A 24,448-nucleotide genomic window follows, 5' to 3' on the forward strand; every position below is an offset into this window, starting at 1 on the left:
CGACCTTCCTAGTTCTTGAGCGACATCACCGTCTGGAGCATCTTGTCCGCCGTGGAGATGAGCTTGGCCGCGGCGGTGTACGAATGCTGGAACTTGATGAGATTGCCCATTTCCTCGTCCAGATTCACTCCGGAGACCTCTTCCTGACGGTCCTCCAGATTCTGGGCCAGCGTATTGTGGAACTTGTAATTGTACTCGGCGGCGGCAGTGTCCGCGCCCACCGTTCCCACGATGTTGTTGAAATAGCCGCTGAGCGTCTGGCTCGTCGCGCCTTCACGGGCGGTGCTCAGGGTCACCTTGCGGTCCTTGAGCTCGGCGATGGCCTTGGCGGTGGTGTTATCGCCGTGGTTGGTCTCGCCCGCACCGTTGACGTGGCTGGTGGCGATGAAATCCGGGTCCTGAACCACGTTGGCATTCAGTTCGAGGCTTGAGGCGTCGCTGCCCTGAAAGAACGTATTGACTCCAAGCCCGGCCAGCAGGCCCGACGTATCCGTGCCGAAGGCGAATTCGTTGTTCGGATCGTTGGACTTGATGCGCAGCCGCCCGCTGGCGACCTCGGCGGTGAGAGTTCCGGCGAATTTCGTGTTGATGGCGTTGACCACGTCGTCGAGGCTGTGCACTTCGGGATCGAAGTTCGCGCCGCCGCCAAAGTCGAGAGAGCCGTTGGAAACCATCTGCCCGCTCGCCGCGTCGTAGACGTAGATTTGCAGGTTTCCGGCCTGAAGCTTGTCCGCGAAGGCAAGACCGGACGAATTGCTGCCGAGCGGCGCGCTCGTGGAGTCCACGGCGTAGGTGCCGGTGAGGTCCGAGTACTTCTGCTCGCCCGTGCCCTGACTGTGCAGCCGGTTGACCTCCCACGCGAGGCTCTTGGCGAAGGCGTCGAGGCGGTCCTGATAGCGGCCCACGTTGTAGTCGCGGAAGTGGAAATAGCCGGTCAGGCTACCGCCGGTGAGCCTGCGCGTGTCGTCCGCGCCGTTGCTGTAAATCTGCGGAGTGATGTTCACACGCGAGGACGTGGTCTCGTACCAGTACAGCCCTTCCTTGGGCACGATGGTGAACGTGTCGCCCTGGCGTAGCGTGCCGGTGGCCACGCCGCCGGAATCCGTCTCGCTGCCGAACCAGATCTTGAGATCGCCGATGGAGACCTTCTCGCCCTCGGGCCGGGCGGAAAAATGCTTCTCGTTGCCGTCCTCGTCGGTCATCCACGTGCGCCCGCCGTCGAGGGAGACCCTGAACAGGGCCGCGCCGCCGCCGGCGTTACTGGTGACACTGCCGTCCTGCACCACTTCGACGGTGTACTCGAAGTCGTCACTGCCATCGAAGTAGACGTCCCCAGCAAAATTCGAACCGGCGGTCAGATCCTTGGTGGAGCTTGGTCCCTCGAACTTGATCTCGAAGGTCTCCTGCCCATCCACGAGGGTCTGCCCGGCCTTGGTCAGGACCGTGAAATTCCCGCTGCCGTTGTCGATGGTGTCGATGTCCATGCGCTGGGCCAGTTCGCGCACGAGAACGGTGCGGCGGTCCAGCAGCGCATTGGCGTTGTTCTGGCCGGGAATGTCATGCGAATTGATCTGCCGGTTGATCTCGGCAATGTCGTGCAGAAGGCCATTGACCTCCTCCACTTCCTGCTCAATGAAGCCGTTCATCTGCGACTGCATGCGGGCCATGTCGGCCTGCGTGGAGTGGATGGCGTTAAGCAGCGTACGCGTATTGCCCAAAAGCGCCTCGCGCTTGGCCGTGGACACGCCGGGGCTGGTGAGGTCCTGCCAGTCATTCCAAAACTGATCCATGGCGGAACTGATGCCGCGAGACGAGGACTCGTTAAACAGACCATCGACGCTGCGCAGGTTCTGCCACAGGGCGTCCCAGCGATTGCGGTCGGCCACCTTGACGGTGAACTGCTCTTCCACGAACTCGTCGAAATAGCGGAACACCTCCGTCGCCTTCACACCCGTTCCAAGCTGGCCGGGCGCGTAGTCGATGCTGATCGACTCTTCGAGATTCACCCGCTGCCGGCTGTATCCGGGCGTGTTGACGTTGGAGATGTTGTTGCCGGTAACCTCGATTGCCGACTGCGAGGCGAACAGCGCCAGCTTGCCGATGTCGAGAATCGAGTTGACGCCGGGCATTACAGCCTCCCTCTAAGAAGAGCGGCCTGCGGGTGGTGCTGGGCGTAGCGGCCGGAGCGGCCGTAGGTCGTGGTATCCTTGGGCTGAATCTGCCTATGCATGAAATCGAGCATGCCCCTGCTCTGCTCCACCAGCGCGTAGGCGAGCTGGGCATTCTTTTCCGCCTGCACGGCGCACGCCTGCTCACGTTCGTCGGCCTCGCGCAGAAGCCGCTCGAATTCGCCACGATCCTCCTGCGGCAGCGTCGCCACGAAGTCCGCCATGTTCTGTGCGCCGGGAACAGTGGCCACGACCAGCTTACGAAGCGCCACGCGCTCCATGGCCACCTGACGCAGCAGTTCCTGCACGGACAGTTCGATGCCCGTCACGGCCTGCGGGTCACGCCCGGTAAGACAGGCAAATTCTTCCTCAAGAAGCCCAAAGAGAACCTTCAGAGCTCCCGCCTGCCTATGCATGTTGTCCCTGATGCGGCTTTGCATCTGCGTGCTCCATTTAAGCGTTGTCATCGTCGGGGAGCTTGGCCTGCATGGTTTCCCGGACCTTTTCGGGATTCATGGCCTGCTCGCCCTGTCGCAATTCGAAGTGGAGAATCGTGCCGGGTGCGTCCCCGGTACTGCCCATCTCTGCAATTTTCTCGCCAGCCTTCACGATCTGACCCTCGCGGACCAGATTGCGGCTGTTGTGGGCATACATGCTGTGCCATCCGTCGGGATGCTCCACCACGACGGCATTGCCGTACCGTCCGCGCTCTCCGGCGAAGACCACCGTCCCGCCCCAGCACGACGCGACGGGGTCCCCCTCGCGTCCGGCAATGTCGAGGCCGGGATGCCACTCGCGCGCGCCGGTCACGGGGTCCGTCCGCCAGCCGAATTCGCTGGTCACCGTCCCGAGGGCGGGCCACGACAGGGTTCCGCGCTCCACACCCGCGCCATCGGCGGCGGCGATACGGCCCGCGCTCTGCGCGCTTTGCCCGGCCGCAGTGCGGACATGGTCGTACTCGATGCGCGCGGCAAGCGACATGGCGCGGGCCATGATGGCCGGATCAGCCATGACCGGCGAAGCGGGCTTTGCCGCGTCGGGTGCCGCATGAACAGGCTTCGGGGCGAGTTGCGCCTCGGCCCGGTCCACTGTGACACCCTCCGTCTCCGGTCCGGCGACGAGCGGCGCGCTCTCCGTAGCGGGGGCGGACTCCACGACCAGCGGCGGCTTGCGCCGAAGCGGGATACCTTCGCCTGCGGAAAGCGGATTCGTCGGCGTCCGCTCGGGGTGCAGCGGCTTCAGTTCGCTAGGGTCCTTGGGAACGGCCCGCGAAGAGCGGCTCCCTTCCAGCAGCTGTTCGTGCAACTGGTTGAACATGAGATCGGCAAGGCCAATGCCGCCGGACGTGGCGAGCTTCTCGGACAGGTTCTTATCGAACATGCCCACGTAGAACTTCTCTTCCTTGCTGTGCAGGTAACCTTCCTGCGGCACGTTGGAGCGCATCTGCTGCCAGAGCTTGTCAATGAACACGGCCTCGAAGCCCTCGCACGCCTCACGCAGCTTCTTCTCCTCGTTCTTCCCCGAGGTGAGATCGCGCCGCAGGCGGTCGAGGCCGAGCTTGCGCTTGAGATCCTCGGACTGGCTGGCGTTGATGGCCGCCATTTCCGCGTCGAGCTTCGGGCCGATCATCTAGATGACCTCCAGTTCCGCGTGCAGTGCGCCAGCGGACTTGAGCGTGCGCAGGATGGAGATGAGGTCGCGCGGGGTTGCGCCGATGGAGTTCAATCCATCCACCAGTTCCTGCAATGTCGCGCCTTCCATCAGCATCAGCCTGCGGTTCTCCTCCTGCACGCCGATGTCGGTGGTGGGAGTGGCAACGGTCTGCCCGCCGCCGAAGGGTGCCGTGGGCTGCGACACCTGCGCGCCCTCACGCACCACGATCTGCAAGCTGCCATGCGCCACCGCGACCTTGGACAGGCGCACGTTGCGGCCGAGGACCACGGTTCCGGTCTTCTCGTCCACGACAATCTTCGCCTTGCCCTGCGGGCTGATTTCGAGATTTTCGATGGAGGCCATGAGCGGGACCAGATTACCCTGGAACTCGCGGGGGATGGACAGCCGCACGGTGGCGATGTCGTCCGCGCGGGCGTACTCCTGCCCCATGGTCTCGTTGATCTTGTTCACCACGTTCATGGTCGTGGAAAAATCCGGGTCGTCCATGTGCAGGACCATCTCCTGCTGGTTGTTGAATCTGAACGGAACCCCGCGCTCCACCGTCGCACCGTTGGGGATGCTGCCCACGGTGGTGATGTTCTTCTGCGCGCTTGCGGCCTCGCCGTTGACCGACACACCGCCCAGCGCCAGCGGCCCCTGCGCAAGGGCGTAGACGTTGCCGTCGATACCCTTGAGAGGTGTAAGCAGCAGCACCCCGCCAAGCAGGCTCGTCGCATCGCCGAGGGAGGAGACGGTAACGTCCAGTCGCGAACCGGGCACTGCGGAGACGGGCATCTTCGCCGTGACCATGACGGCGGCCACGTTCTTGGGCTGCATGCTGGCGGCGTCCACGGCCACCCCCATCTTCTCCAGCATGTTGACCATGGACTGGATGGTGAACTGGGACTTCTTCTTGTCTCCGGTACCGCTCAGGCCGACCACGAGGCCGTAGCCCACCAACTGGTTCGAGCGCACGCCCGCGAAGCTCGCGATGTCCTTGATGCGCACGGCTTCGGCCGTCGACGGCCACGTCATCCCCGCAAGGGCGATGGCAAGGCCGAGCGCCGCTGCCAGCGCGCGCAAGGCGAAACGGTTCCGTTGACGTGTCGCGATGGTGCCTCGATTCATGTTCGTTCTCCGATGTGCCCTATTCCCGCGGCCGCTAGAACGGCCACGCGTTGTCCAGAATTCTCGTCAGCCAGCCGGGGCGCTGCTTGTCCGCCAAAACGCCCTGGCCGTAGTATTCGATCTGCGCGTTGGCGAGCTGGTTCGACGTGACGGAGTTGTCCGGCCGAACGTCCTTGGAGCGGACAAGGCCACGCACCACGAGAATCTGCGTCTCGTTGTTGACCTTGACCTGTCGCGCGCCCTCCACCTGCATCACGCCGCCGGGCAGCACCTGCACCACCCGCGCCGCCACAGTGGCGGACACGTTGGACGACCGGGACGTCTCGCCCGTGCCCTCGAAGGTGTTGGCCACGCCTGCCTTGAGCAGCGGCGTGGTGCCCGTGTCACCGATGCTGCCCACGAGGGGCAGCTTGGCCTTGCCGCGCCCGAAGAAATTCTCGATGCCCATATTCATGTTCGCGGTGCGGTCGGACGTGGTGTCGGCCTTGTGCTTGCCGCTTGATGTCTCCACGATGTTGACCAGCACGATGTCGCCGACGCGCCGGGCCCTGTTGTCCGTGAACAGAAAATCCGCCTCGCCGGGGGAATACAGCGAGCCGGGGTTGTCCTGCGGCGGCGCGGGCTGCTCCACCGGCTGGGTGAGCACCGGCATCGGCTCGGGCATCTTCTGGGCGGGCGTACACGCCGCAAGGCCCAGTGTCGCGAGAAGAAATATTGCGTATCCTTTCATGATTCCTGTCCTGCGTTTCGGGTGTCTAGCGGACGACCACCGTCGATCCGTCGCGCACTGTTCCCGACACGTCACGATTGCTTTGCAGGTTTCGCACCACGATGCTCTCTCCGAAGCGTCCATCCTCCATGGCGCGGGCCAAAACGGCCAATTGGATGTGCTGGCCCTCGTAGACGAGGCTCACCTTGTCGCCGCGCGAAATGAGCGGCACATCATCGAGGATGTCGGCGTAGATCACCTGTCCCGCCCCCACCGTGCGCATCACGCGCATGCCGAAGGTCCGCCCATCCCATACCTCGCCGCGCAGATAGGCCACGTTCTTGCGTTCGAAGGAAACGGCGTCCGGCGTGAGGGTTTCGCGCATGTTGAGCGGGCGCTGGGCGCAGGCCACGGTACGCCACGAATCCAGAAAGGCCGTGCCCGTGAACTTGCGGCGCACGCCGCCCTCCGGGCCGACCTCGCGGATGAGAAGCGAAAGCCGCCCCGGCGCGAATTCGCCGGAAACCTCGCACTCCAGATAATTCTGGCTGTCACCCAAAAACACGTATTCGGGCAGACGAAAATCTCGCAGGGAGTTCTCGCCGGGCATGTTTCGCATCTGCGGCGTCAAAGTTTCGACGATCATGGACACGATCCGGTCGCGCTGGACCAGACTTCCGCCACGCTGCACCACCAGCCGTCCGGGAACGATGCACAACTGCGCGAGGTCTTCGAGATAGTACGCGAGCAGTTCGTTCAGCTTCTCGCGCGGGATGCTCGTCTGTTCTCCGGGTGTGGCGGGCGCGCGCCAAAGTTCCGTTGCGGCCAGTGTCTGCCAATGAGGCGCGGACAGCTTGCCGACAACGGAGGCGATGTCGCCAAGCCGAACCACATCGCCCTCCACGACGGCGGCGGGACGCACCGCAATGCGCCACGAGGCCTTGACCTCGCCCGCCTGCGCAATGGCCGCCATCAGGCAGACCAGCATGACGGCCAGCGCCGTCAGCACCGCCAAAGCCGGAGCGAATCCGGTAAGTTTCCTCATGCCCATAGTGTTGCGTATCGTTCTCATGCTTCGTCTCCTTCGCCGGGCTACCTCTTGAGCTGATTGGCGATCTGGAGCATCTGGTCCGAGGTCGTCACGGCCTTGGAATTGATCTCGTAGGCGCGCTGGCCCACGATCATCGCCACCATCTCGTCCACAATCTCGACGTTGGACATTTCGATGAAGCCCTGCGCGATGGTGCCCGTGTTGTCCTCGCCGGGAGTCCCTTCGTTGGCGTCGCCGGAGGCCTCGGTGGGAATGTAGAGGTTCTTGCCGACGCTCTTCATGCCCGCGGGATTGATGAAGTTGAACAAGGTGATGTCTGTGGCGGCCAGTTCCTCGCCGTTCTTGTCCAGCGCGGCCATGTGGCCGTTCTCGGTGACGACGATATTCGCGGTCTCCACGGGCACGGTGAATTCGGGCTGGAGCACGTAGCCGTTGGCGGTGACCACGCGGCCCTCGTTGTCCAGCTTGAAGGCTCCTGCGCGGGTGTAGGCAGACTCGCCATTCACATCCACCTGGAAGAAGCCATCACCCTCGATGACCATGTCCAACGGGTTGTTGGTGTTCTGGAAATCGCCCTGCGTGAAGAACTTGTGCACCGTCGTCGGCTTGACGCCCATACCGACCTGCATGCCGGTGGGAATGCGACCTCCGGCCTCGGTCGGAGAACCGGCGATCTTGAGGTTCTGGTACATCAGATCCTCGAACTCGGCCCGGCTCTTCTTGAAGCCGATGGTGTTCACGTTGGCGAGGTTGTTTGAAATGACATCGATGTTGAGCTGCTGGGCGACCATGCCCGTGGCGGCTGTCCACAGTGAGCGCATCATGGCTTACGACCCTCCAGGTCAGACCTTTCCGACCTCGTTTACCGCCTTGGAATCAGTTTCCTTGGACGTCATTATGGCCTTCTGGTAGGCCTCGAACGAGCGCTGCGTCTCGATCATGTTCACCATCTCGGTGACGACCTCGACATTTGGCGCCTCAAGGAACCCCTGCTGAACGACGACGTCCGTCGCCGCCTCCTCGGTGGCTCCGCTGTCCGGATGAATCTCGAAATTATTCTGCCCCACCTTGCGCAGGCCGGTGAGGTCGCTCACCGTCACCACCTGAATGGTGTCCACGGCCTCGCCGTTGGCAAAGAGCTGCCCCTCGGGAGAGATGTCTATGCGCGCGTTCCCTTCAATGGTGATGGGACCGCCCTCGCCAAGGAGCTGATGCCCCGAGGCATTGACCACCGTTCCGTCGGCGGACACGGTGAAATGACCGTTTCTAGTGTAATAGTCGCCAGTATCGGTGCGCACCTTGAAGAAGCCCTCGCCCGAGATGGCGATGTCCAGCGGGTTGTCGGAGCGTTTGAGACTTCCCTGACTGAAATCGATACGGGATTCGGCGATGCGCACCTTGGACATGTAGTCCGGTTCGGGGAAAAGCCCCTTGTCGCGAAGGTGAAGGATGGGCTCGCGAATGGTGTCGTGCGCGAAGCGGACGAAGACGTCCTTGAAGGCCGTCCGGTCCTGCTTGAAGCCTGTCGTGTTCACGTTCGCCAAATTATTGGCGATGATGTTCATGCGGTGTTCCTGCGTCAAAGCCCCGAACAGCGCTGTATACATACCGTCCTGCATGGTTTCCGCCTCCTTGGCGCGAGTTTCCTTGCCCACACCAAGCAAGTACCGGGCCAAAGGCACAGCCTCACCCCGGCGGGTCCACCCTAACGAAAAGGCCTTTCTTTCGCGTGGGGGCTTTTACACGGCGCATAGTTATGGTAATTGATGGCAGGTCATCCTGTGGTGACAGCCCGGTTCGGGACCGCCCTGGAGAACGCGCGAGGCGAACTCCAAAAAATATCCGGATTTTAGACCGAAGGCTTGACAATGAGGGCGTTTCTGGTATTTGGTCTCGTTCCGAGGCGCGGGTGTAACTCAGTTGGTAGAGTACTAGCTTCCCAAGCTTGGAGTCGCGAGTTCGAACCTCGTCACCCGCTCCAAAACCTCTAACCCCTCGGATCTTTATCTAATGAGACGAGTGGACCTCGCGGTCCACTTTTTTTTTCAGGCAGATCACCTATGAACGCACAACTGATCCAGGAACTCGAAGACCTGATCAGGCCCATGGCCGAAGCGCTGGGCCTCGATTTGTGGGGGCTCGATTTCGCCACCGGCGGCAACAGCTCCATCCTTCGTGTCTATGTCGACACAGAGGACGGCGTGACCATCGACGAATGCGCCCGCCTGTCCCGCGATGTGAGCGTTGCGCTCGACGTGGAGGATATCATTTCCACGCGCTACACGCTGGAAGTCTCCTCCCCGGGGCTGGATCGGAAGTTCTTCGACCCGGCCCAGATGGTCCCGTACATTGGCCAGAACGTTTCCGTAGCCCTCATCGAGGCCCTTGATGGCCGCAAGGGGTACTCCGGAAAGCTCGTCGCCGTCGAGGCGCAGACCATCACCATCGAAGATGGGGAAGGCACCGTCACGTGCAACTGGGACGAGATCAAGAAGGCCAACCTCCGCTACGCGTTCCCGGTACCCGGAACCAAGGGGAAGAAAGGCTAGGACTTCAATCGCCGCAAGCCGAGCTGTGCCGGACAACAAACCGGGCATAGCGCTTTGGAGGTTTTTCCATGAGCATGGAACTCAAGAAGGCCATCGAACAGATCAGCAAGGACAAGGGTATTGACCGCGACATGCTCGTCGATACCCTTGAAGAAGCCGTACGCTCCTCCGTCATCCGCAAGTATGGCGACGATATCGACGTTGAAGTAAGCTTCAACGAGGAGACCGGCGAAATCGAGGTTTACCAGTTCAAGGCCGTCGTCGAGGAAGTCGATGACGAAGCCACTGAAATCAACCTCGAAGACGCGCGGGAACACGATCCCGGCGCGCAGATTGACGACGAACTCGGCTTCCGCCTCAAGGTGGAAGACCTTGGACGCATCGCGGCCCAGTCCGCCAAGCAGGTGATCATCCAGCGCATGCGTGACGCAGAGCAGGAAATCATCTACGAGGAATACAAGGACCGCATTGGCGAAATTATCAGCGGCATCGTGCAGCGCCGCGACAAGGCTGGCTGGATCATCAACCTCGGTCGTACCGAGGCGCTTCTGCCCAAGGAGCACCAGATCCCCCGCGAGCGCTACAAGCGCGGCGACCGGGTACAGGCCTACCTCGTTGACGTGCGCCGCGAAGGCCGCGGACCGCAGGTCATCGTGTCCCGCTCGCACAACGAATACATGATTGCCCTCTTCAAGCGCGAAGTGCCTGAAGTTGGCGACGGTACCGTGCGCATTCTCGGCGTCGCCCGCGACGCTGGCAGCCGCGCCAAGGTTGCCGTCCAGTCCAGCGATCGCGACGTCGATCCCGTGGGCGCGTGTGTCGGCATCCGTGGCTCCCGCATCCAGAACATTGTGCAGGAGCTGCGCGGCGAGCGCATCGACATCGTGGTCTGGAGCCCCGATGTCGCCACCTACGCGGTCAACGCCCTCTCCCCCGCCGTGATCAGCCGCATCACCGTGGACGAGGAAGACAACATGCTCGAAGTGGTCGTCCCGGACGATCAGCTCACGCTGGCCATTGGCCGCAAGGGCCAAAACGTCAAGCTGGCCGCCAAGCTGCTCGGCTGGAAGATCGACATCTTCACCGAGTCCCGCTACGGCGACCTGCATGCCGAGCTTCAGCATCTGGAACAGATCGCCAGCGTTGCCGAAATCCCGGTCGAGGAATTCCTCGCCGCGGGCTTCGACAGCGTCGAGAAGCTCGATGAGGCCGACGACGAAGATCTCATGGCCATTGGCGTTCTTACCGAGACCCAGATCGACGACATCCGCTCCGCCATCAACCTCCTGCGGTCCTTCCGCACCGAGGAAGAGGAAGGAGAAGGCTTCGACGACGAGGACGAGGACGAAATCGCCGACATGTCGGAAGTCTACTCCGCAGAAGACGACGAAACCGACGAAGAGGAAGCTCCCCGAGGGGAGTAAGCGGGACGTCCGCCTCGCGCGGACGTCCACCACAAGAATATGGAAACACGGAGCAGGCATGTCCCCGTACGCCGGTGCGTCATTTGCGGCCGGCGCTTCCCCAAGCGCGAACTTCAAAGATTCGTCTGCACGGGTGGGGACGAGCCGCAACTGGTCCGGGACGAAAAGGGCACGATGCCGGGCCGGGGCTTTTATCTCTGCTCCGATGAAGACTGCGGCAAACGGTTTCCGAAATACAAGGGCTGGCGAAGGAAAGGCCAGGGGGTAAAGCATGGCAGATAAGCTTCGGGTAAAGGATATCTCGACAGAACTTGGGGTAACGAACAAGGATCTGATACAGGCCTGCCGCGAAATCGGCATTCCTGTCAAAAGCCACATGAGCACGCTCTCGACCGAGGAGGCAGACACCCTGCGCTCCAAGATCCGTGAAGCCTCCGCGTCCACCGAGGTGGTCCGCAAGGAGGTTCAGCCCGGTATGGTCGTGCGCAGGCGCAGAAAGCCGGTCAAGAAGACCGAATCCGCCAGAGTCCCCGAAAAAGTCTCCGAGACTCCCGAAGACATCACCGCCGCCCCCGCAAACGCCGACTTCGAGCCCGAAGTCGCAGCCGTTGCCGAACAGCCCGCAGTGGAACCGGAGCCGAAGCCTGCGCCGAAAGACGCAGAGGAAGCCAAGCCCGTCACGAAGACCGCGCCCAAGGTCAGAATCATCAAGCCCAAGACCGTAACAACCCCTGAGCCCGAAGTGATCGCAGAAGAAAAGAAGCCTGTAGCCGAAGCCGTCATTGTTCCCGAAGCCGTAAAGGCCGAACCCCCCGTTGCAACCGAAGCCCCTGCCGCCCCCAAGGCACAGGAAGCGCCCATCAAGTCGGAGGAGAAGCCCGCCGAAATCGAGATCGAAGTGAGAAAGACTTCCCACGAGACGGCCAAGCAGCCTGAAGAAGCCGCACAGGCGGCCGAACAGGACAAGGCCGAATCCGACGACGATCGTCGTGCCAAGAGGAAGAAGAAGGTCAAGAAGAAGGAAGTCCCCGTGGCTCCCAAGGTCAGGATCATTTCCCGGCCCGATCCGAACGCGGCACCTGCCGCGCCCGCACCGGCTGCCGAAACCCGCCGTCCCGCTCCGGGCGGACGGCCTGCCGGCGAGCGCTCCTACGGTGATCGCCCCTCCGGCGAAAGGACTTATGGCGATCGTCCCTCCGGCGATCGCGGTTATGGTGACCGCCCCTCCGGCGATCGCAGCTATGGCGACCGTCCCGCTGGCGGCCGTCCGGCTGGCGCTCGCCCTGCCGGTCCCCGCCCCACTGGTGGTCGTCCCGGTCCCACTGGTGGTCGTCCCGGTCCCGCTGGCGGCGCTCCTCGCCCCGCAGGACCGCGCCCGGCTGGCGGTCGTCCCGGTGCGCCCTCCTTCACTCCGGACTCCGAAGTGCCCGGTGGTGGCGAAGCCCGCCGCAGGAAGAAGAAGGACAAGCGCGTCGTCGATTTTTCGCGCAAGGTCAATGAAGACCAGCAGGGCTTCCAGAAGACCGGCCGCAAGAAGGGCAAGGGCCGCGGGATGGAACAGATGGTTCAGCCCGCCAACACCCAGCCCCTCAAGGCTGCCAAGCGTAAGGTGAAGATGGAAGAGGCCATGCGCCTCGCCGATTTCGCCAAGCAGCTCGGCGTCAAGGCCCAGGCTCTCATCAAGGTGCTCTTCGGTCTCGGCGTGATGGCGACCATCAACCAGTCCATCGACTTCGAGACCGCCGTGCTGGTGGCCGCCGAATTCGGATACGAGGTCGAGAAAGTCGGCTTCTCCGAGAACGACTACCTCCTGCCCGAGCACGAGGATACGCCTGAAACGCTGAAGTCCCGCGCCCCCGTCGTGACCATCATGGGTCACGTCGACCACGGCAAGACGTCTCTTCTGGACGCCATCCGCAAGTCGAAGATCACCTCCGGCGAAGCAGGCGGCATCACCCAGCACATCGGCGCCTACGACGTGGAGACCGACCGCGGCAAGGTCGTGTTCCTCGACACCCCCGGTCACGAAGCGTTCACCGCCATGCGTGCCCGTGGTGCGCAGGTCACCGACATCGTCATTCTCGTTGTCGCAGCCGATGACGGCGTCATGGAGCAGACCCGAGAGGCCATCAACCACTCCAAGGCCGCTGGTGTTCCGATCATCGTGGCCGTGAACAAGATGGACAAGCCCGAGGCCAACCCCGACCGCGTCATGCGCGAACTGGCCGACCACGGTCTGGTTCCGGAAGACTGGGGCGGAGAAACCATCTTCTGCTACGTGTCCGCCAAGACCGGCGAGAACCTCGACCAGCTGCTGGAAATGGTTCTGCTGCAGGCCGAAGTGCTCGAACTGAAGGCCAACCCGGACAAGCGCGCCGTCGGCCACATCGTCGAAGCGCGTCTGGACAAGGGCCGTGGCGCTGTCGCCACCGTGCTCATCCAGGCCGGTACCCTGCGCCAGGGCGACAACTTCGTGTGCGGCACCCACAATGGTCGTGTCCGCGCCATGCACAACGACAAGGGCAAGAAGGTCAAGGAAGCCGGACCGGCGACTCCGGTCGAAGTCCAGGGCTTTGACGGCGTGCCCGAGGCCGGTGACGAGTTCATCTGCGTCGAGGACGAAAAGGTCGCACGCCGCATCGCCGGTGATCGCCAGATCAAGCAGCGCGAGCGCGCTCTGGCTCGCGAAAGCAAGGTGACGCTGGAAAGCTTCCTCGCCTCCCGCCCCGAAGCCGAAAGCCAGACCCTCAACCTCGTGCTCAAGGCCGACGTGCAGGGTTCGCTGGAAGCCATCACCGAGGCGCTGCGCAAGCTCTCGACGGACAAGATCAAGGTGGACATCGTGCACAGCGGTGCCGGTGCCATCACCGAGTCCGACATCCTGCTGGCCGCCGCGTCGCAGGCGATCATCATCGGCTTCAACGTCCGCCCGACCGCGAAGATCAAGGAAGTCGCCGAGCAGGAAAGCGTCGAAATCCGCTTCTACGACATCATCTACAAGCTCGTGGGCGAGATCAAGGACGCCATGGCTGGCATGCTGGCTCCGGTCATCTCCGAGAAGTATCTCGGTCAGGCCGAAGTCCGCGACACCTTCTCCATCCCGAAGGTCGGCACGGTTGCAGGCTGCTTCGTGGTGGATGGCGAGCTTCGCCGCAACGCTGGCATCCGCCTGCTGCGCGACGGTGTGGTCATCTACACCGGCAAGATGAACTCCCTGAAGCGCTTCAAGGACGACGTCAAGGAAGTCCGCAAGGGCTACGAATGTGGTGGCGGCCTTGAGAACTTCAACGACATCAAGGTCGGGGACATCATCGAAGCCTTCGAGGTTGTCGAAACCGCCGCAACCCTCGACTAGCGCCAGCCACGGCTGGGCAACGACGCACAGCACGTGATCATCGGCACACTGACATTACGCTTCAGGCTGCACGCAGTCCGGTCCCTCAAGGGAAAACGCCAGATTGCGAGCAGCCTGAAGCAGAAACTCAGAAACCGATTCAATGTTTCCGTAAGTGAAATCTGCGCCCAGGACAGCCACGACAGGCTTGTCCTGGGCGTGGTCACTGTTTCCAACGACACGCGCCACGCGCAGAGCACGCTGTCCAAGGCTCTCGACTTCGTCCAATCATCGACGAGCGAGGAACTCATGGACACCAGCGTGGAAATTTTCAGCGCCGACGACCCGTCGGACACCCTTTAGGAACGACTCCAATGCAACGCTCAGATTCCCGCAGGTCCCACAGGCTTGGCGACCAGGTCATGCGCGAAGTGGCATCCATGCTCTTCAAGGAGGTCTCGGACCCCCGCGTGGAGATGGTCACTGTCAGTGGTGTGCGCATGAACAAGGACCTCTCCATCGCCGAGATTCTCTACACCGTGCCCGGCGGTCCGGAACAGCGCGAGGACGCGGCAAAGGGCCTTGCCAAGGCGGCTGGCTTCATGCGCTCGCTTCTGGGCAAGCGCCTCAAGAGCAAGTCCATTCCCCTGCTTCGCTTCGTTTACGACGACTACCTTGAGGATATGGTCTATGACCACCCCCAGGCAGAAGATTAAGGAAATCCTCCGCGAAGGGCAGAGCTTCCTCGTTGCGGCGCATGCAAGCCCGGACGGCGACGCCCTCGGCTCCACCGCCGCCCTCGGCCACCTGCTCGTCCAGCTTGGCAAAGAGGTCACGCTCTACAACCCTTCGGGCGTGCCGAACCAGTTCGACTGGATCGACCTGCCCTGCCCACTGGTGTCGGAACTTCCCGACGAGTTGCCGCAGTGGCTCATCGCCCTCGACTGCGGCGATGTCCGCCGCCTCGGAGATGCGCTCGCCGCGCGCTTCGGTACCACCTCCACCGTCAACATCGACCATCATCTGGGCAATCCCGGATATGCCGACGTGAACTGGGTTGATCCCAATTTCTCCTCGGTCGGCGAAATGGTGGCCACGCTGGCTCGCGATCTCGACATTCCGCTCAGCGGTGCGCTCGGCGAAGGCGTCTATCTCGCTCTCGTGTCCGACACCGGCTACTTCAGCTACGGCAACACGCATCCGGAAACCCTCATCCTCGCGGCGGAGCTTCTGCGCGAAGGTCTGGACCCCGAATTCTTCAACGCCCGCTTCCTGAACCAGTGGACGATGGGTCGCCTGAAGCTGTGGTCCCGCGTGCTGAGCGGGGCGAAACTGCATCTCGACGGCAGGGTCGGCACCATCCGCATCACGCAGGACATGCTCGACGAAACGGGCACCACCTCCGAGGATACGGACGGCATCGTCAACTACATCCGTCGCGTCAAGGGCGTGAAAGCCGCCGTCAGCCTGCGCGAGGACGGTCCGGACAGGACCAAGGTCAGCCTGCGCTCGTCCGGCGAAATGAACGTGCAGGCCATCGCCAGCAGACTCGGCGGCGGCGGGCACAAGAACGCGGCGGGCATCCTGCTCACGGTTCCGCTCGACGAGGCGGAACGTCTGATCCTTGAAGCGGCGGCAGGCCACTTCGACAGCAACTGACTGGATAGGCATGGGAAAGAAAAGAAAACGCAGCGTCAGCCAGCTCGACGGCATCCTCGTGCTGGACAAGCCCACCGGCCCCTCTTCGGCTCAATGTCTGAACACCATCCGCCGCGCCCTTGATCAGGGGCGCATAGGCCATGCCGGAACCCTCGATCCCATGGCCAAGGGCGTTTTGCTGGTCCTCCTCGGACACGGCACCAAACTCGCCCCATACTTGACAAGCGGACGAAAAACATATTCTGGACAGTTTCGGATCGGTCAGACGACCGACACTTACGACGCCGAAGGCACGGTCACCGATGAAAAGCCATTTGACCATCTCTCGCCTGAAGCGGTAGAAAGAGAAGTCCTGTTTTGGAAGGAACTGGAGACGCAGACCGTTCCTCCGGTCTCTGCGGCCAAGCACGAGGGCAAGCCCCTGTACGCGTTGGCCCGTGCCGGACGCGAAGTTCCGGTCAAAACGAAGTCTATTGAAATTTTCCACGCGGAGGTCCTCGAAATGGACCTCCCGTGGGTACGCTTCCGGGTCGGTTGTTCCGCCGGAACCTATGTGCGGTCCCTGGTCCACAGCTTGGGGATTCGACTTGGTTGCGGTGCGGTGCTCACGGAACTGATCCGAGAAGACTGCCATCCCTTCGGGCTTGAGCGAGCCGTCGGTCTCGACGAGCTTCTCGCCTCGCCCGAGCGTTTGCCCGAGCTGGTCGTCCCCCTGCGGGATGCCCTGCCCCACTGGCCAGCCATCGTCCTCGACGAAGAGCAGGCCGGTCAGGTGCGCAACGGCACATGGCTTCCGGTAGCGGATTTCCCCGCCACCGAGCCGGTGACCGAAGCCGGAGCGAACGCCATGCTTATCGGCCCGGACGAGGTCCCCCTCGCACTGGTCGAATCCGCAGAGCGGGATGGCGTTCTGTTATGGTCCATACTGCGCGGCCTCTGGTAGCACCGCGGCGCCGCACACTCCGCATGACGCGGAAACACACCTATCCATGGAGGATACCGCTGTGGTTATGACTCCCGAAGCCAAGGCCAAGATCATCGAAGAGTACAAGCAGCACGAAGGCGATACCGGATCCCCCGAGGTCCAGGTCGCGCTGCTCACCTCCCGCATCGAGTACCTCACCGAGCACTTCAAGACCCACAAGAAGGACTTCCACTCCCGCCAGGGTCTTCTGAAGCTGGTCGGTCAGCGTCGTATGCTGCTGAACTACCTGAAGAACAAGGACGTTCAGCGCTACAGGGACCTGATCGCTCGTCTGGGCCTGCGCAAGTAGCATTCCTCGGCTGGGAGGCCCCGATGGGCCTCCCGCCCACCCCGACTGGAGTGTGACAAGCTGCGAGGTTGCGACAATGGGGCGCACGCAAGGTGGCGTCCCATCCTTACAACTTTGCAGCTTAGATCGTTTGTCGGGGGAATCGGTCCGGTGTCCACCGGGACCGACATTTCTCACTAAGAGGTATCACATTGATGAATTCTCTCACCTTTTCCCCCTTCCGCAAGACCGCGCTGATCGGTGATCGCGAGATCACCATCGAAACCGGCAAGCTGGCAAAGCAGGCTCACGGCGCGGTGTGGATCCAGTGCGGCGGCACCGTCGTGATGGTGACCGTGGTCACCCAGCCGCTGCCCGTCGACAAGGGCTTCTTCCCCCTCACCGTTGAGTACAAGGAACTTGCCTACGCCGCCGGTCGCATTCCCGGCAGCTTCTTCCGCCGCGAAGTGGGCCGTCCCAGCGAGCGCGAAGTCCTCGTCTGCCGCCTGATCGACCGCCCCTGCCGTCCGCTGTTCCCCGCGGGCTTCCGGGATGAAGTCCAGATCATCGCGCAGGTCCACTCCGCCGACGATCAGAACGATCCCGACGTGCTCGCCATCTGCGGCGCGTCCACTGCCCTCGGCATTTCCAAGATTCCGTTCATGGGCCCCATCGCTGGTGCGCGCATCGGCTACCTGGACAAGAAGTTCGTCTTCAACCCCACCTACGCCCAGATCGCCGAGAGCGAGCTGAACCTCGTGATGGCTGGCAGCCGCGAGGCCGTCGTCATGGTTGAGGGTTCCGCCCAGTTTGCGCCCGAATCCCTCATCGCCGACGCCATCGAATGGGGACATCAGCAGATGCAGCCCCTTCTGGACGCTCAGGAAGCCCTGCGCGCCGAGTGCGGCCAGCCCAAGATGGAAGTCGCCGAGGCTCCCGTGGACGAGGAAGTCAAGGCCGCCGTCGAGGAGATCGCCACTCCCAAGCTGCGCGAGGCTCTGGCCATCCCCGAGAAGCTCGCCCGCTACGCCGCCAAGGACGCCGTGAAGAGCGAAGTCATGGCTTCCCTGACCGAGCGTTTCGCTGAAGAGCCCGCACGCCTCGCCCCCGTGGGCGAAATCCTCAAGGACATCACCAAGAGCATCGTGCGTGGCCGCATCAAGAACGAGCGCACCCGCATCGACGGCCGCGACCTGACCACCGTCCGCCCGCTGGGCATCGAGGTCGGCCTGCTGCCGCGCACCCACGGTTCCGCCCTGTTCGCACGTGGCGAAACCATGGCCGTGGTCACCGCCACCATGGGCAGCACCCGCGACGAGCAGCGCACCGACTCCCTCGTGGGCGACTGCGTGAAGCGCTTCATGCTGCACTACAACTTCCCGCCCTACTGCGTCGGTGAAGTCCGCATGATGCGCGGACCGTCCCGCCGCGAAATCGGCCATGGCGCTCTCGCCGAGCGCGCCATCAGCCCCATTCTGCCCTCCATTGAGGAGTTCCCCTTCACCGTGCGCGTCGTGTCCGAGATCATGGAGTCCAACGGCTCCTCCTCCATGGCGACGGTGTGCGGCTCCTCCCTTGCGCTCATGGACGCCGGCATCCCGGTGAAGTGCTCCATCGCGGGCGTGGCCATGGGTCTCATCAAGGAAGACGACGAGTACCTCGTGCTCACCGACATCCTTGGCGATGAGGACGCTCTGGGCGATATGGACTTCAAGGTTGCCGGTTCCAGCGAAGGCGTCACCGCCATCCAGATGGATATCAAGATCACCGGCATCCCGTCCGAGGTGCTGCGTTCCGCCCTGGCTCAGGCCAAGGAAGGCCGCCTGCACATCCTCGAAAACATGGAGGCCGTCATCGCCGCGCCGCGTCCGGAACTTTCCGAGTACGCTCCGCAGCTCGAAGTGGTCACCGTGCATCCGGACAAGATCCGCTCCGTCATCGGACCCGGCGGCAAAAACATCAAGGCGATCACCAGCGACACCGGTGCCGACATCGACATCGAGGACGATGGCCGCGTGTTCATCTTCGCCCCGACCAGAGAGTCTCTGGAGCGCGCGAAGGAACTGGTGCTCTACCATGACCAGACCGCCGAAGTCGGCCGGAACTACGAGGGCCGCGTGACCCGCGTCATCGACTGCGGCGTGGTCGTCGAGATCCTGCCCGGCGTCGATGGCCTGGTGCACGTCTCCCAGCTCGACATCAACCGCGTCGAGCAGCCCGGCGACGTTGCCAAGCTCGGCGACACCATGAAGGTCAAGGTTCTCGAAGTCGAGCCGACCGGCCGTGTGCGCCTGTCGCGCAAGGCAGTCCTCATGGAGGACGCCGGTCAGACCGTCGACCTCGCCGACTTCGCCAAGACCGGCGGCGGCAAGCCGCGCGGTGGTGACCGCGGCGGCGAGCGCGGCGGCGAACGTCGCGGTGGCGATCGTCCCCGTGGCGGCGATCGCGGTGGCGACCGTCGTGGTGGCGGCGGACGCCGCTAGTCCCGACCTAGTCATTACACTGGCCGCCTGCGGAATACCGCAGGCGGCCTTTTTCATAGCCATTTCGAACAGCGCGAACCAAGCGGACCCGAGTCCCTCGGCAGTCTTCGCATCTGCCCGCCCGCTCCCACGTCCCCATGCCGTCCGCGCACCCCGCCAGCGCATCAGGCTCTCCCTTCACCCGCCCAAATCCGCAAAGCCTTCGACCATCCCATGCTGGCCTCACATGTCAGCTTCCGGACACGACGCGCTTGACTAATATCCACCGCATGGCACGAAAGACTGCCCACGCCAAAATCCACAACGATCCATCCTGCACCGAAAAATCCCCGCAACCCCCTTGGTGCAAGGGGAAACATGAACCCCGTTGACGGATTTGCCAAAAGCGATTACTCACTGTGATCGCAACATTCCCCAATACCATTATCGGCATAGGTGATTGATTTTTTATTCCGGGGGGTTAATATCCATCCCCCTTTCGGACTCGGACTCACAATCTTCAAATGGAGCTGTCATGTCGCAGTGGTCGAAAAATAACGACGTCCTTGGCACCACCAACCGTGGTAACGCCATCGAATCCGGCCTGTGCACCCTTTGCCGGGCCGACTGCAAGGGTAAATGCGAAACCTGGCTTTCCAGCCTGCGCGGCCGTCAGGTTCTCTATCCCCGCGATTTCGGTCTGGTCACCGCCGGTAGCGGCAACACCAGCCACGTCGGCGTGTCCTACAACTCCCTGCGTATTCAGGGTTCGAACTACGGCGCCATCGGCGGCGGCGAAAAGGCCGCCTGCGGCGACTGTCTGTTCACGGACGTGTCCCTCGAAACGACCTTCGGCGCAGAGGAAAAGACCACCTGCCGCGTGCCCTTCATGACCGGCGCTCTGGGCTCCACCTTCATCGCCGCCAAATACTGGGACAGCTTCGCCGTGGGCGGCGCTCTCGTCGGCATCCCGATTGTCGTGGGTGAAAACGTCGTGGGCGTGGACCGCAAGTCCCAGCTCGAGAACGGCCGCATCTCCAGCGCTCCGGAACTTGAGCGCCGCATCGACACCTACCTGCGCTATCAGGACGGCTACGGTGCTATCATCGTGCAGCTCAACGTCGAGGACACCCGCAACGGCGTGGCCGAGTACATCGCCGAGAAGTACGGCGACAAGGTCATCATCGAGCTTAAGTGGGGTCAGGGCGCGAAGAACATCGGCGGCGAGATCGAGGTCAAGAGCCTCGAATACGCCAAGTTCCTCAAGGAGCGCGGCTACCTCGTCGATCCCGATCCCGAGCGTCCCGAAGTGCAGGAAGCCTTCAAGACCGGCGCCATCCACTCCTTCGCGCGCCACAGCCGCCTCGGCTACACGAACCTGCATTCCTACGATCAGGTTCACGAGAACTTCATGCAGGCCATTGCCTACCTGCGCAAGCTCGGCTTCAAGCGCATCACGCTGAAGACCGGCTCCTACGGCATGGAAGCGCTGGCCATGGCCATCAAGTTCGCCACCGAGGCCAAGCTCGACCTGCTGACCATGGACGGCTCTGGCGGCGGCACCGGCATGAGCCCGTGGAACATGATGGAGAGCTGGGGCGTTCCGTCCATCCTCCTGCATTCCAAGGCTCACGAGTACGCCTCCATTCTGGCCGCCAATGGCCACAAGGTCGTGGACATGAGCTTCGCGGGCGGCTTTGCCAAGTGTTCCAACATCTTCAAGGCCCTCGCCCTCGGCGCGCCCTACACCAAGATGATCTGCATGGGCCGCGCCATGATGATTCCGGGCTTCCTCGGTTCCAACATCGAAGGCGTGCTGCGCCCCGAGCGCCGCGAGAAGGTCTGCGGCAACTGGGACAGCCTGCCCGCCACCGTCAGCGAGCTCGGCACCACCGCCGAGGAAATCTTCGCCGGTTACCACGATGTGGAGAAGAAGGTCGGCAAGGACGAGATGAAGAACATCCCCTACGGTGCCATCGCCATCTGCACCCTCGTGGACAAGCTGTCCGCCGGACTTCAGCAGCTTCTGGCCGGTGCGCGCAAGTTCTCCATCAACGACATCCGTCGCGAGGACATTGCCTCCGCCAACCGCGAAACCGAGCGCGAGACCAAGATTCCCTTCATCACCGACATTCAGGACGAAACCGCGAAGCGCATCCTCAACAGCTAGTCCGGTTCCCCGTCCCTCATTGAGGACAAAAAGGCCCACCGACATACGTCGGTGGGCCTTTCCTTATTCAAGCCGTTGCGGGATGGGCAACAGATGTGCGCTCTAGTCCAGCGTCACGGCGATGGTGCACCAGCGCGGCGCACTGCCGGATTCCGGCCAGTCCGCCAGCGAAACGGTCTCGACCACACTGTTCTCCCAGTTGACGAGATTCCAAGCCGCGTCGGTATCGATCTTATCGCTTTCGTGCACGAACACGCACACGAGGCTTCCGTTTCGCCCATCGGCGACGCCATCGGTCGAGGTATCGAGCGTACGCGCCAAATCGCTCGGCACGTTGCAGAAAATCACGCAGTTGCGCACAGGAGAGCTCGGCCCGCCGAGCTTCAGCCCCCAGAACCCGACACACATGGTGGACGGACCGGTAAACTCGCCATACACGGTGCGCCCGAAGGGATCGTAGTCGTTGGCGCAGCCCACAGCCCGCTCGTAGTCGTTGAGGTCGGACTTCACGAGCGTGCAGGGATCAATCCCCGCGTCCATGAGCGCCGTATACACGCCCTCGGCATGGCTGTGCCACTTCTTGGGAAATACCATTCCGTCCATAATGCCGTCGGAAATGGCGTTGTGCGAGCGCTCGCCGCCGTTGCCAGTGCCATCGAACAGCACCTGACCGGTCTTGTCGCGATAGGTCTGCGCAATCGTCACCCACTTATTGACGAATCCCTGCGCATACTGCTTTGCCTGAGCGCTTCGGACAAGGTCGCGCCCCTTCATGACACCCGCGAGAATGAAACCAATCACCACGAGCACCACAGCCATTTCCACAAGTGTAAAACCACTCTTACGCACAGTCTTCAACTCTTCATCTCCAAAACATCACCATTCGCGTTGCCCAACAGCGGCACACCAGAACATATGCGAGCGAACTCGCTTTCAACCTTCACGACACGCACGCCGAAACCGTGCGTATGACACATACCGTAGCGACATTGCCATACACATCGCGAAGTTCTACAACGCATCAGGCATTGAAATTTCCACCTTTCATCGCGCCGCGCATAGCCAGCCCATGCCGCCCAGACGCCGAAAAGCCGCTCTGGTTACGCAATTCGCGCTGGAATGTCCACCACTGAATACACACGGCGACCCGTTGCATGCCGACACACGCATGAGAATCCGCTTCGTCCAGCCGCTCAACGGAGCACAAAAAAGGGAGAGGCACTTGCCTCTCCCCGAAAATACATAACGAAACGCCGGGCCACACCCGGGTGTCGCGCTTTACTTGTCTGTCTTTGCGGCCGGATTGGCCACAGGCACCTTGTAGGACAAAATCTCGCCGCCCACGCGCACGACAAGGCTGACGGACGAAACGCCGCGATCAGCGGGGAAATAGAGATAGCCCACGCGCGTGTAGTCGGACGGCAGCGGCTCATCGTTCCAGCCGTACTGCGTGAGTTCGCGGCGGATGACCTGCTTGAGGTCGCGCTCGGACGAGCCATACGCTCCGGCCGCACCGCCAGCCAATGCGCCTCCGGCGGCACCGATGGCCGCACCCTTCCAGATGTTGTCACCACCGCCGATGGTGCCGATCAACGCGCCAAGCCCCGCGCCGAGGAACGACCCCAGAGCGGCGCTGCGCCCGGCATTGTACGCGGTATTGCGGAAGGACTCGGAAGCGAAGACAAGGCTGGTCGCCTCCTCAAGGCTGTAGGCGAGATATTCGCCATCGACGCCCTGCCCGCGCACTTCCTCGACCTGCACCACGGGGGCCTGCAGGCTCTTGTTGCGAAAAACGAGGAACACAGGCGCGAGCCCGGCCTCGGCGTAATCCATTCCCTGTCCAAAATGCTCGTAGGCCACGGCGGCGATGTCCCAGCGCGGAGTGACCACCGCGCCGTCCACCGTGGACGGATCGACAACCCTGCGCGGCTGGGGCAACGGCCTCGTCGGCTGACACCCAAGCGCCGCAAGCATGGAAACGAGCACCACCAGAACAACGGCCAATCGTGTACGCCTTGCGGCAGTCATGTCTTCATTCCTCACATGTTCGTTGGCGGACTAATGGACGAGCACGCCCGCATAGCCCACCACCTGTTCCTGATCGCCCGTCACATCTCCCGAGGTGGCGTACGCCGCCAACCGCCCCTCCCGCGCGCCAAGCCCCTTGGCGATCATGAGGCCAAGGGTCATGGGCAGCACCCCGCACATGGTGATGCCGCGCTCGCGCACGACATCATACAACCCGCGCGGATCGAGGGCCACGGCGGCATCCAGCGCAGCCGTGTCGAGAGTGCGGGCCGTTTGTCTGGAAACATAATGGCTCATGTCCGAACTGACCACAATGGAAACGGGTGCCTCCGCCGCTGCGAGAATCGGCACTATGGCGGCGGCCACCTCTTCGAGCACTGTGAAACGGTGCTCCGAAACGGCCACCGGCACGATGCCGACGCCCGGATCGCGAAACGCGAGAAACGGCAGGATCACTTCAAGGGAATGTTCCATGGCGTGCGCGGCGGTATCAGCACTCACGGCAGGATGGCAGGACGCGATGCGTGAGGCCAGTTCCGACAGCACAGGCACGTCCGATCCGGGAATGAACCAGTGCCCGTCGGGCCATACGGCAATGGCCTGCCCGCGCCCGGTATGATTCGGCCCGAGCATAAGGATAGTCGAGGAGAGATTGGCGGATGCCAGCGTGCGCCCGCAGACCCGCCCGGAAAACATGTATCCGGCGTGGGGCACCATGGCTAGAAGCGTCCGGGGCGCATCCGCTGGCGGAGCATCCACTCCGGACATGCAGGCCTCCACCTCACGGCGCAGGCCGACGGGATTTCCCTGATAGAACTGACCGGCAACGACGGGATTTCTGTCCATGCCCCCTCCTTGTC

Annotated in this window: 22 protein-coding genes and 1 tRNA gene; 12 read left to right on the forward strand and 11 right to left on the reverse strand. The window is 62.7% G+C overall.

Features of this window, described 5'->3' with window-relative positions; all coding sequences use genetic code 11:
- Nucleotides 1–8: 8 nt before the first annotated feature.
- Genes flgK through flgF form a run of 8 tightly spaced genes read right to left on the reverse strand, consistent with a single transcriptional unit; the run spans nucleotide 9 to nucleotide 8,328 of the window.
- Nucleotides 9–2,129 carry a flagellar hook-associated protein FlgK gene (gene flgK, locus GGQ74_RS03130; protein WP_167940071.1) on the reverse strand — a complete coding sequence of 707 codons (2,121 nt, stop codon included), beginning with the start codon at nucleotides 2,127–2,129 and terminating at the stop codon, nucleotides 9–11.
- Entirely contained in the window at nucleotides 2,129–2,608 is a 480-nt protein-coding gene (locus GGQ74_RS03135) for a flagellar protein FlgN (protein ID WP_167940072.1), read from the reverse strand. Before GGQ74_RS03135 ends, flgK begins: the two co-directional genes overlap by 1 nt.
- Nucleotides 2,609–2,621: 13 nt before the next feature.
- Complete coding sequence (locus tag GGQ74_RS03140; RefSeq protein ID WP_167940073.1) at nucleotides 2,622–3,797, reverse strand: peptidoglycan DD-metalloendopeptidase family protein; 1,176 nt, start codon at nucleotides 3,795–3,797, stop codon at nucleotides 2,622–2,624.
- Entirely contained in the window at nucleotides 3,798–4,949 is a 1,152-nt protein-coding gene (locus GGQ74_RS03145) for a flagellar basal body P-ring protein FlgI (protein ID WP_167940074.1), read from the reverse strand.
- Between the two features lie 34 nt (nucleotides 4,950–4,983).
- Nucleotides 4,984–5,679, reverse strand: coding sequence for a flagellar basal body L-ring protein FlgH (locus GGQ74_RS03150; protein ID WP_167940075.1), 696 nt, complete (start codon nucleotides 5,677–5,679; stop codon nucleotides 4,984–4,986).
- 25 nt (nucleotides 5,680–5,704) lie between these two features.
- Nucleotides 5,705–6,730 (reverse strand): flagellar basal body P-ring formation chaperone FlgA, encoded by a 1,026-nt coding sequence (gene flgA, locus GGQ74_RS03155; protein WP_167940076.1) that lies wholly within the window; start codon nucleotides 6,728–6,730, stop codon nucleotides 5,705–5,707.
- Between the two features lie 20 nt (nucleotides 6,731–6,750).
- Nucleotides 6,751–7,533, reverse strand: a complete 783-nt coding sequence (flgG, locus tag GGQ74_RS03160) for a flagellar basal-body rod protein FlgG (protein ID WP_167940077.1) — start codon at nucleotides 7,531–7,533, stop codon at nucleotides 6,751–6,753.
- A gap of 18 nt (nucleotides 7,534–7,551) precedes the next feature.
- Complete coding sequence (gene flgF / locus GGQ74_RS03165) at nucleotides 7,552–8,328, reverse strand: flagellar basal-body rod protein FlgF (RefSeq protein WP_167940078.1); 777 nt, start codon at nucleotides 8,326–8,328, stop codon at nucleotides 7,552–7,554.
- A gap of 286 nt (nucleotides 8,329–8,614) precedes the next feature.
- On the opposite strand from flgF, the gene GGQ74_RS03170 reads away from it, so the two are divergent.
- The 12 genes from GGQ74_RS03170 (at nucleotide 8,615) to GGQ74_RS03225 (ending at nucleotide 21,560) form a co-directional block, all read left to right on the forward strand.
- Nucleotides 8,615–8,690 (forward strand) — tRNA-Gly (locus tag GGQ74_RS03170).
- A gap of 79 nt (nucleotides 8,691–8,769) precedes the next feature.
- On the forward strand, nucleotides 8,770–9,258 hold the full coding sequence (locus GGQ74_RS03175; protein WP_167940079.1) for a ribosome maturation factor RimP: 489 nt from the start codon (nucleotides 8,770–8,772) through the stop codon (nucleotides 9,256–9,258).
- Between the two features lie 68 nt (nucleotides 9,259–9,326).
- Nucleotides 9,327–10,682, forward strand: a complete 1,356-nt coding sequence (gene nusA / locus GGQ74_RS03180; protein ID WP_167940080.1) for a transcription termination factor NusA — start codon at nucleotides 9,327–9,329, stop codon at nucleotides 10,680–10,682.
- 39 nt (nucleotides 10,683–10,721) lie between these two features.
- Nucleotides 10,722–10,964, forward strand: a complete 243-nt coding sequence (locus tag GGQ74_RS03185; RefSeq protein ID WP_167940081.1) for a YlxR family protein — start codon at nucleotides 10,722–10,724, stop codon at nucleotides 10,962–10,964.
- Entirely contained in the window at nucleotides 10,954–14,037 is a 3,084-nt protein-coding gene (infB, locus tag GGQ74_RS03190) for a translation initiation factor IF-2 (RefSeq protein ID WP_167940082.1), read from the forward strand. Before GGQ74_RS03185 ends, infB begins: the two co-directional genes overlap by 11 nt.
- 33 nt (nucleotides 14,038–14,070) lie before the next feature.
- Complete coding sequence (locus GGQ74_RS03195) at nucleotides 14,071–14,379, forward strand: DUF503 family protein (protein ID WP_167940083.1); 309 nt, start codon at nucleotides 14,071–14,073, stop codon at nucleotides 14,377–14,379.
- 11 nt (nucleotides 14,380–14,390) lie between these two features.
- Nucleotides 14,391–14,732 carry a 30S ribosome-binding factor RbfA gene (gene rbfA, locus GGQ74_RS03200; protein WP_167940084.1) on the forward strand — a complete coding sequence of 114 codons (342 nt, stop codon included), beginning with the start codon at nucleotides 14,391–14,393 and terminating at the stop codon, nucleotides 14,730–14,732.
- Nucleotides 14,707–15,675: a DHH family phosphoesterase gene (locus GGQ74_RS03205; protein WP_167940085.1), complete on the forward strand. Its 969-nt coding sequence runs from the start codon at nucleotides 14,707–14,709 to the stop codon at nucleotides 15,673–15,675. Before rbfA ends, GGQ74_RS03205 begins: the two co-directional genes overlap by 26 nt.
- 10 nt (nucleotides 15,676–15,685) lie before the next feature.
- Nucleotides 15,686–16,618 carry a tRNA pseudouridine(55) synthase TruB gene (truB, locus tag GGQ74_RS03210; protein ID WP_167940086.1) on the forward strand — a complete coding sequence of 311 codons (933 nt, stop codon included), beginning with the start codon at nucleotides 15,686–15,688 and terminating at the stop codon, nucleotides 16,616–16,618.
- A gap of 61 nt (nucleotides 16,619–16,679) precedes the next feature.
- Nucleotides 16,680–16,949, forward strand: a complete 270-nt coding sequence (rpsO, locus tag GGQ74_RS03215; RefSeq protein ID WP_167940990.1) for a 30S ribosomal protein S15 — start codon at nucleotides 16,680–16,682, stop codon at nucleotides 16,947–16,949.
- Between the two features lie 194 nt (nucleotides 16,950–17,143).
- Nucleotides 17,144–19,411, forward strand: a complete 2,268-nt coding sequence (gene pnp / locus GGQ74_RS03220; protein WP_167940087.1) for a polyribonucleotide nucleotidyltransferase — start codon at nucleotides 17,144–17,146, stop codon at nucleotides 19,409–19,411.
- Between the two features lie 514 nt (nucleotides 19,412–19,925).
- Nucleotides 19,926–21,560 (forward strand): glutamate synthase-related protein, encoded by a 1,635-nt coding sequence (locus GGQ74_RS03225; RefSeq protein ID WP_167940088.1) that lies wholly within the window; start codon nucleotides 19,926–19,928, stop codon nucleotides 21,558–21,560.
- A 102-nt stretch (nucleotides 21,561–21,662) separates the two neighbouring features.
- Here GGQ74_RS03225 and GGQ74_RS03230 read toward each other — a convergent pair whose 3' ends face one another.
- The 3 genes from GGQ74_RS03230 to amrB all read right to left on the reverse strand — a co-directional run bounded on the left by GGQ74_RS03230 (nucleotide 21,663) and on the right by amrB (nucleotide 24,434).
- Entirely contained in the window at nucleotides 21,663–22,409 is a 747-nt protein-coding gene (locus tag GGQ74_RS03230; RefSeq protein WP_342448597.1) for a type II secretion system protein, read from the reverse strand.
- Nucleotides 22,410–22,838: 429 nt separating this feature from the next.
- The gene (locus GGQ74_RS03235; RefSeq protein ID WP_167940089.1) at nucleotides 22,839–23,588 is read right to left on the reverse strand and encodes a hypothetical protein; all 750 of its coding nucleotides are present in this window, start codon (nucleotides 23,586–23,588) and stop codon (nucleotides 22,839–22,841) included.
- Nucleotides 23,589–23,618: 30 nt separating this feature from the next.
- Nucleotides 23,619–24,434, reverse strand: coding sequence for an AmmeMemoRadiSam system protein B (gene amrB / locus GGQ74_RS03240; RefSeq protein WP_167940090.1), 816 nt, complete (start codon nucleotides 24,432–24,434; stop codon nucleotides 23,619–23,621).
- Between the last annotated feature and the right edge of the window lie 14 nt (nucleotides 24,435–24,448).

Origin of the sequence: Desulfobaculum xiamenense, assembly GCF_011927665.1 — a bacterium.
Taxonomy (GTDB): Bacteria; Desulfobacterota; Desulfovibrionia; order Desulfovibrionales; family Desulfovibrionaceae; genus Desulfobaculum; species Desulfobaculum xiamenense.

Bases quoted from the DNA above. Each gene is read 5' to 3' on its own strand.
- amrB (WP_167940090.1), bottom strand. From the start codon at position 24,434: ATGGACAGAAATCCCGTCGTTGCCGGTCAGTTCTATCAGGGAAATCCC.
- rbfA (WP_167940084.1), top strand. From the start codon at position 14,391: ATGCAACGCTCAGATTCCCGCAGGTCCCACAGGCTTGGCGACCAGGTC.
- infB (WP_167940082.1), top strand. From the start codon at position 10,954: ATGGCAGATAAGCTTCGGGTAAAGGATATCTCGACAGAACTTGGGGTA.
- flgA (WP_167940076.1), bottom strand. From the start codon at position 6,730: ATGAGAACGATACGCAACACTATGGGCATGAGGAAACTTACCGGATTC.
- GGQ74_RS03135 (WP_167940072.1), bottom strand. From the start codon at position 2,608: ATGCAAAGCCGCATCAGGGACAACATGCATAGGCAGGCGGGAGCTCTG.
- flgF (WP_167940078.1), bottom strand. From the start codon at position 8,328: ATGCAGGACGGTATGTATACAGCGCTGTTCGGGGCTTTGACGCAGGAA.
- nusA (WP_167940080.1), top strand. From the start codon at position 9,327: ATGAGCATGGAACTCAAGAAGGCCATCGAACAGATCAGCAAGGACAAG.
- GGQ74_RS03225 (WP_167940088.1), top strand. From the start codon at position 19,926: ATGTCGCAGTGGTCGAAAAATAACGACGTCCTTGGCACCACCAACCGT.
- GGQ74_RS03235 (WP_167940089.1), bottom strand. From the start codon at position 23,588: ATGACTGCCGCAAGGCGTACACGATTGGCCGTTGTTCTGGTGGTGCTC.
- GGQ74_RS03175 (WP_167940079.1), top strand. From the start codon at position 8,770: ATGAACGCACAACTGATCCAGGAACTCGAAGACCTGATCAGGCCCATG.
- truB (WP_167940086.1), top strand. From the start codon at position 15,686: ATGGGAAAGAAAAGAAAACGCAGCGTCAGCCAGCTCGACGGCATCCTC.
- GGQ74_RS03185 (WP_167940081.1), top strand. From the start codon at position 10,722: ATGGAAACACGGAGCAGGCATGTCCCCGTACGCCGGTGCGTCATTTGC.
- GGQ74_RS03205 (WP_167940085.1), top strand. From the start codon at position 14,707: ATGACCACCCCCAGGCAGAAGATTAAGGAAATCCTCCGCGAAGGGCAG.
- GGQ74_RS03150 (WP_167940075.1), bottom strand. From the start codon at position 5,679: ATGAAAGGATACGCAATATTTCTTCTCGCGACACTGGGCCTTGCGGCG.
- GGQ74_RS03145 (WP_167940074.1), bottom strand. From the start codon at position 4,949: ATGAATCGAGGCACCATCGCGACACGTCAACGGAACCGTTTCGCCTTG.
- pnp (WP_167940087.1), top strand. From the start codon at position 17,144: ATGAATTCTCTCACCTTTTCCCCCTTCCGCAAGACCGCGCTGATCGGT.
- flgK (WP_167940071.1), bottom strand. From the start codon at position 2,129: ATGCCCGGCGTCAACTCGATTCTCGACATCGGCAAGCTGGCGCTGTTC.
- flgG (WP_167940077.1), bottom strand. From the start codon at position 7,533: ATGATGCGCTCACTGTGGACAGCCGCCACGGGCATGGTCGCCCAGCAG.
- GGQ74_RS03140 (WP_167940073.1), bottom strand. From the start codon at position 3,797: ATGATCGGCCCGAAGCTCGACGCGGAAATGGCGGCCATCAACGCCAGC.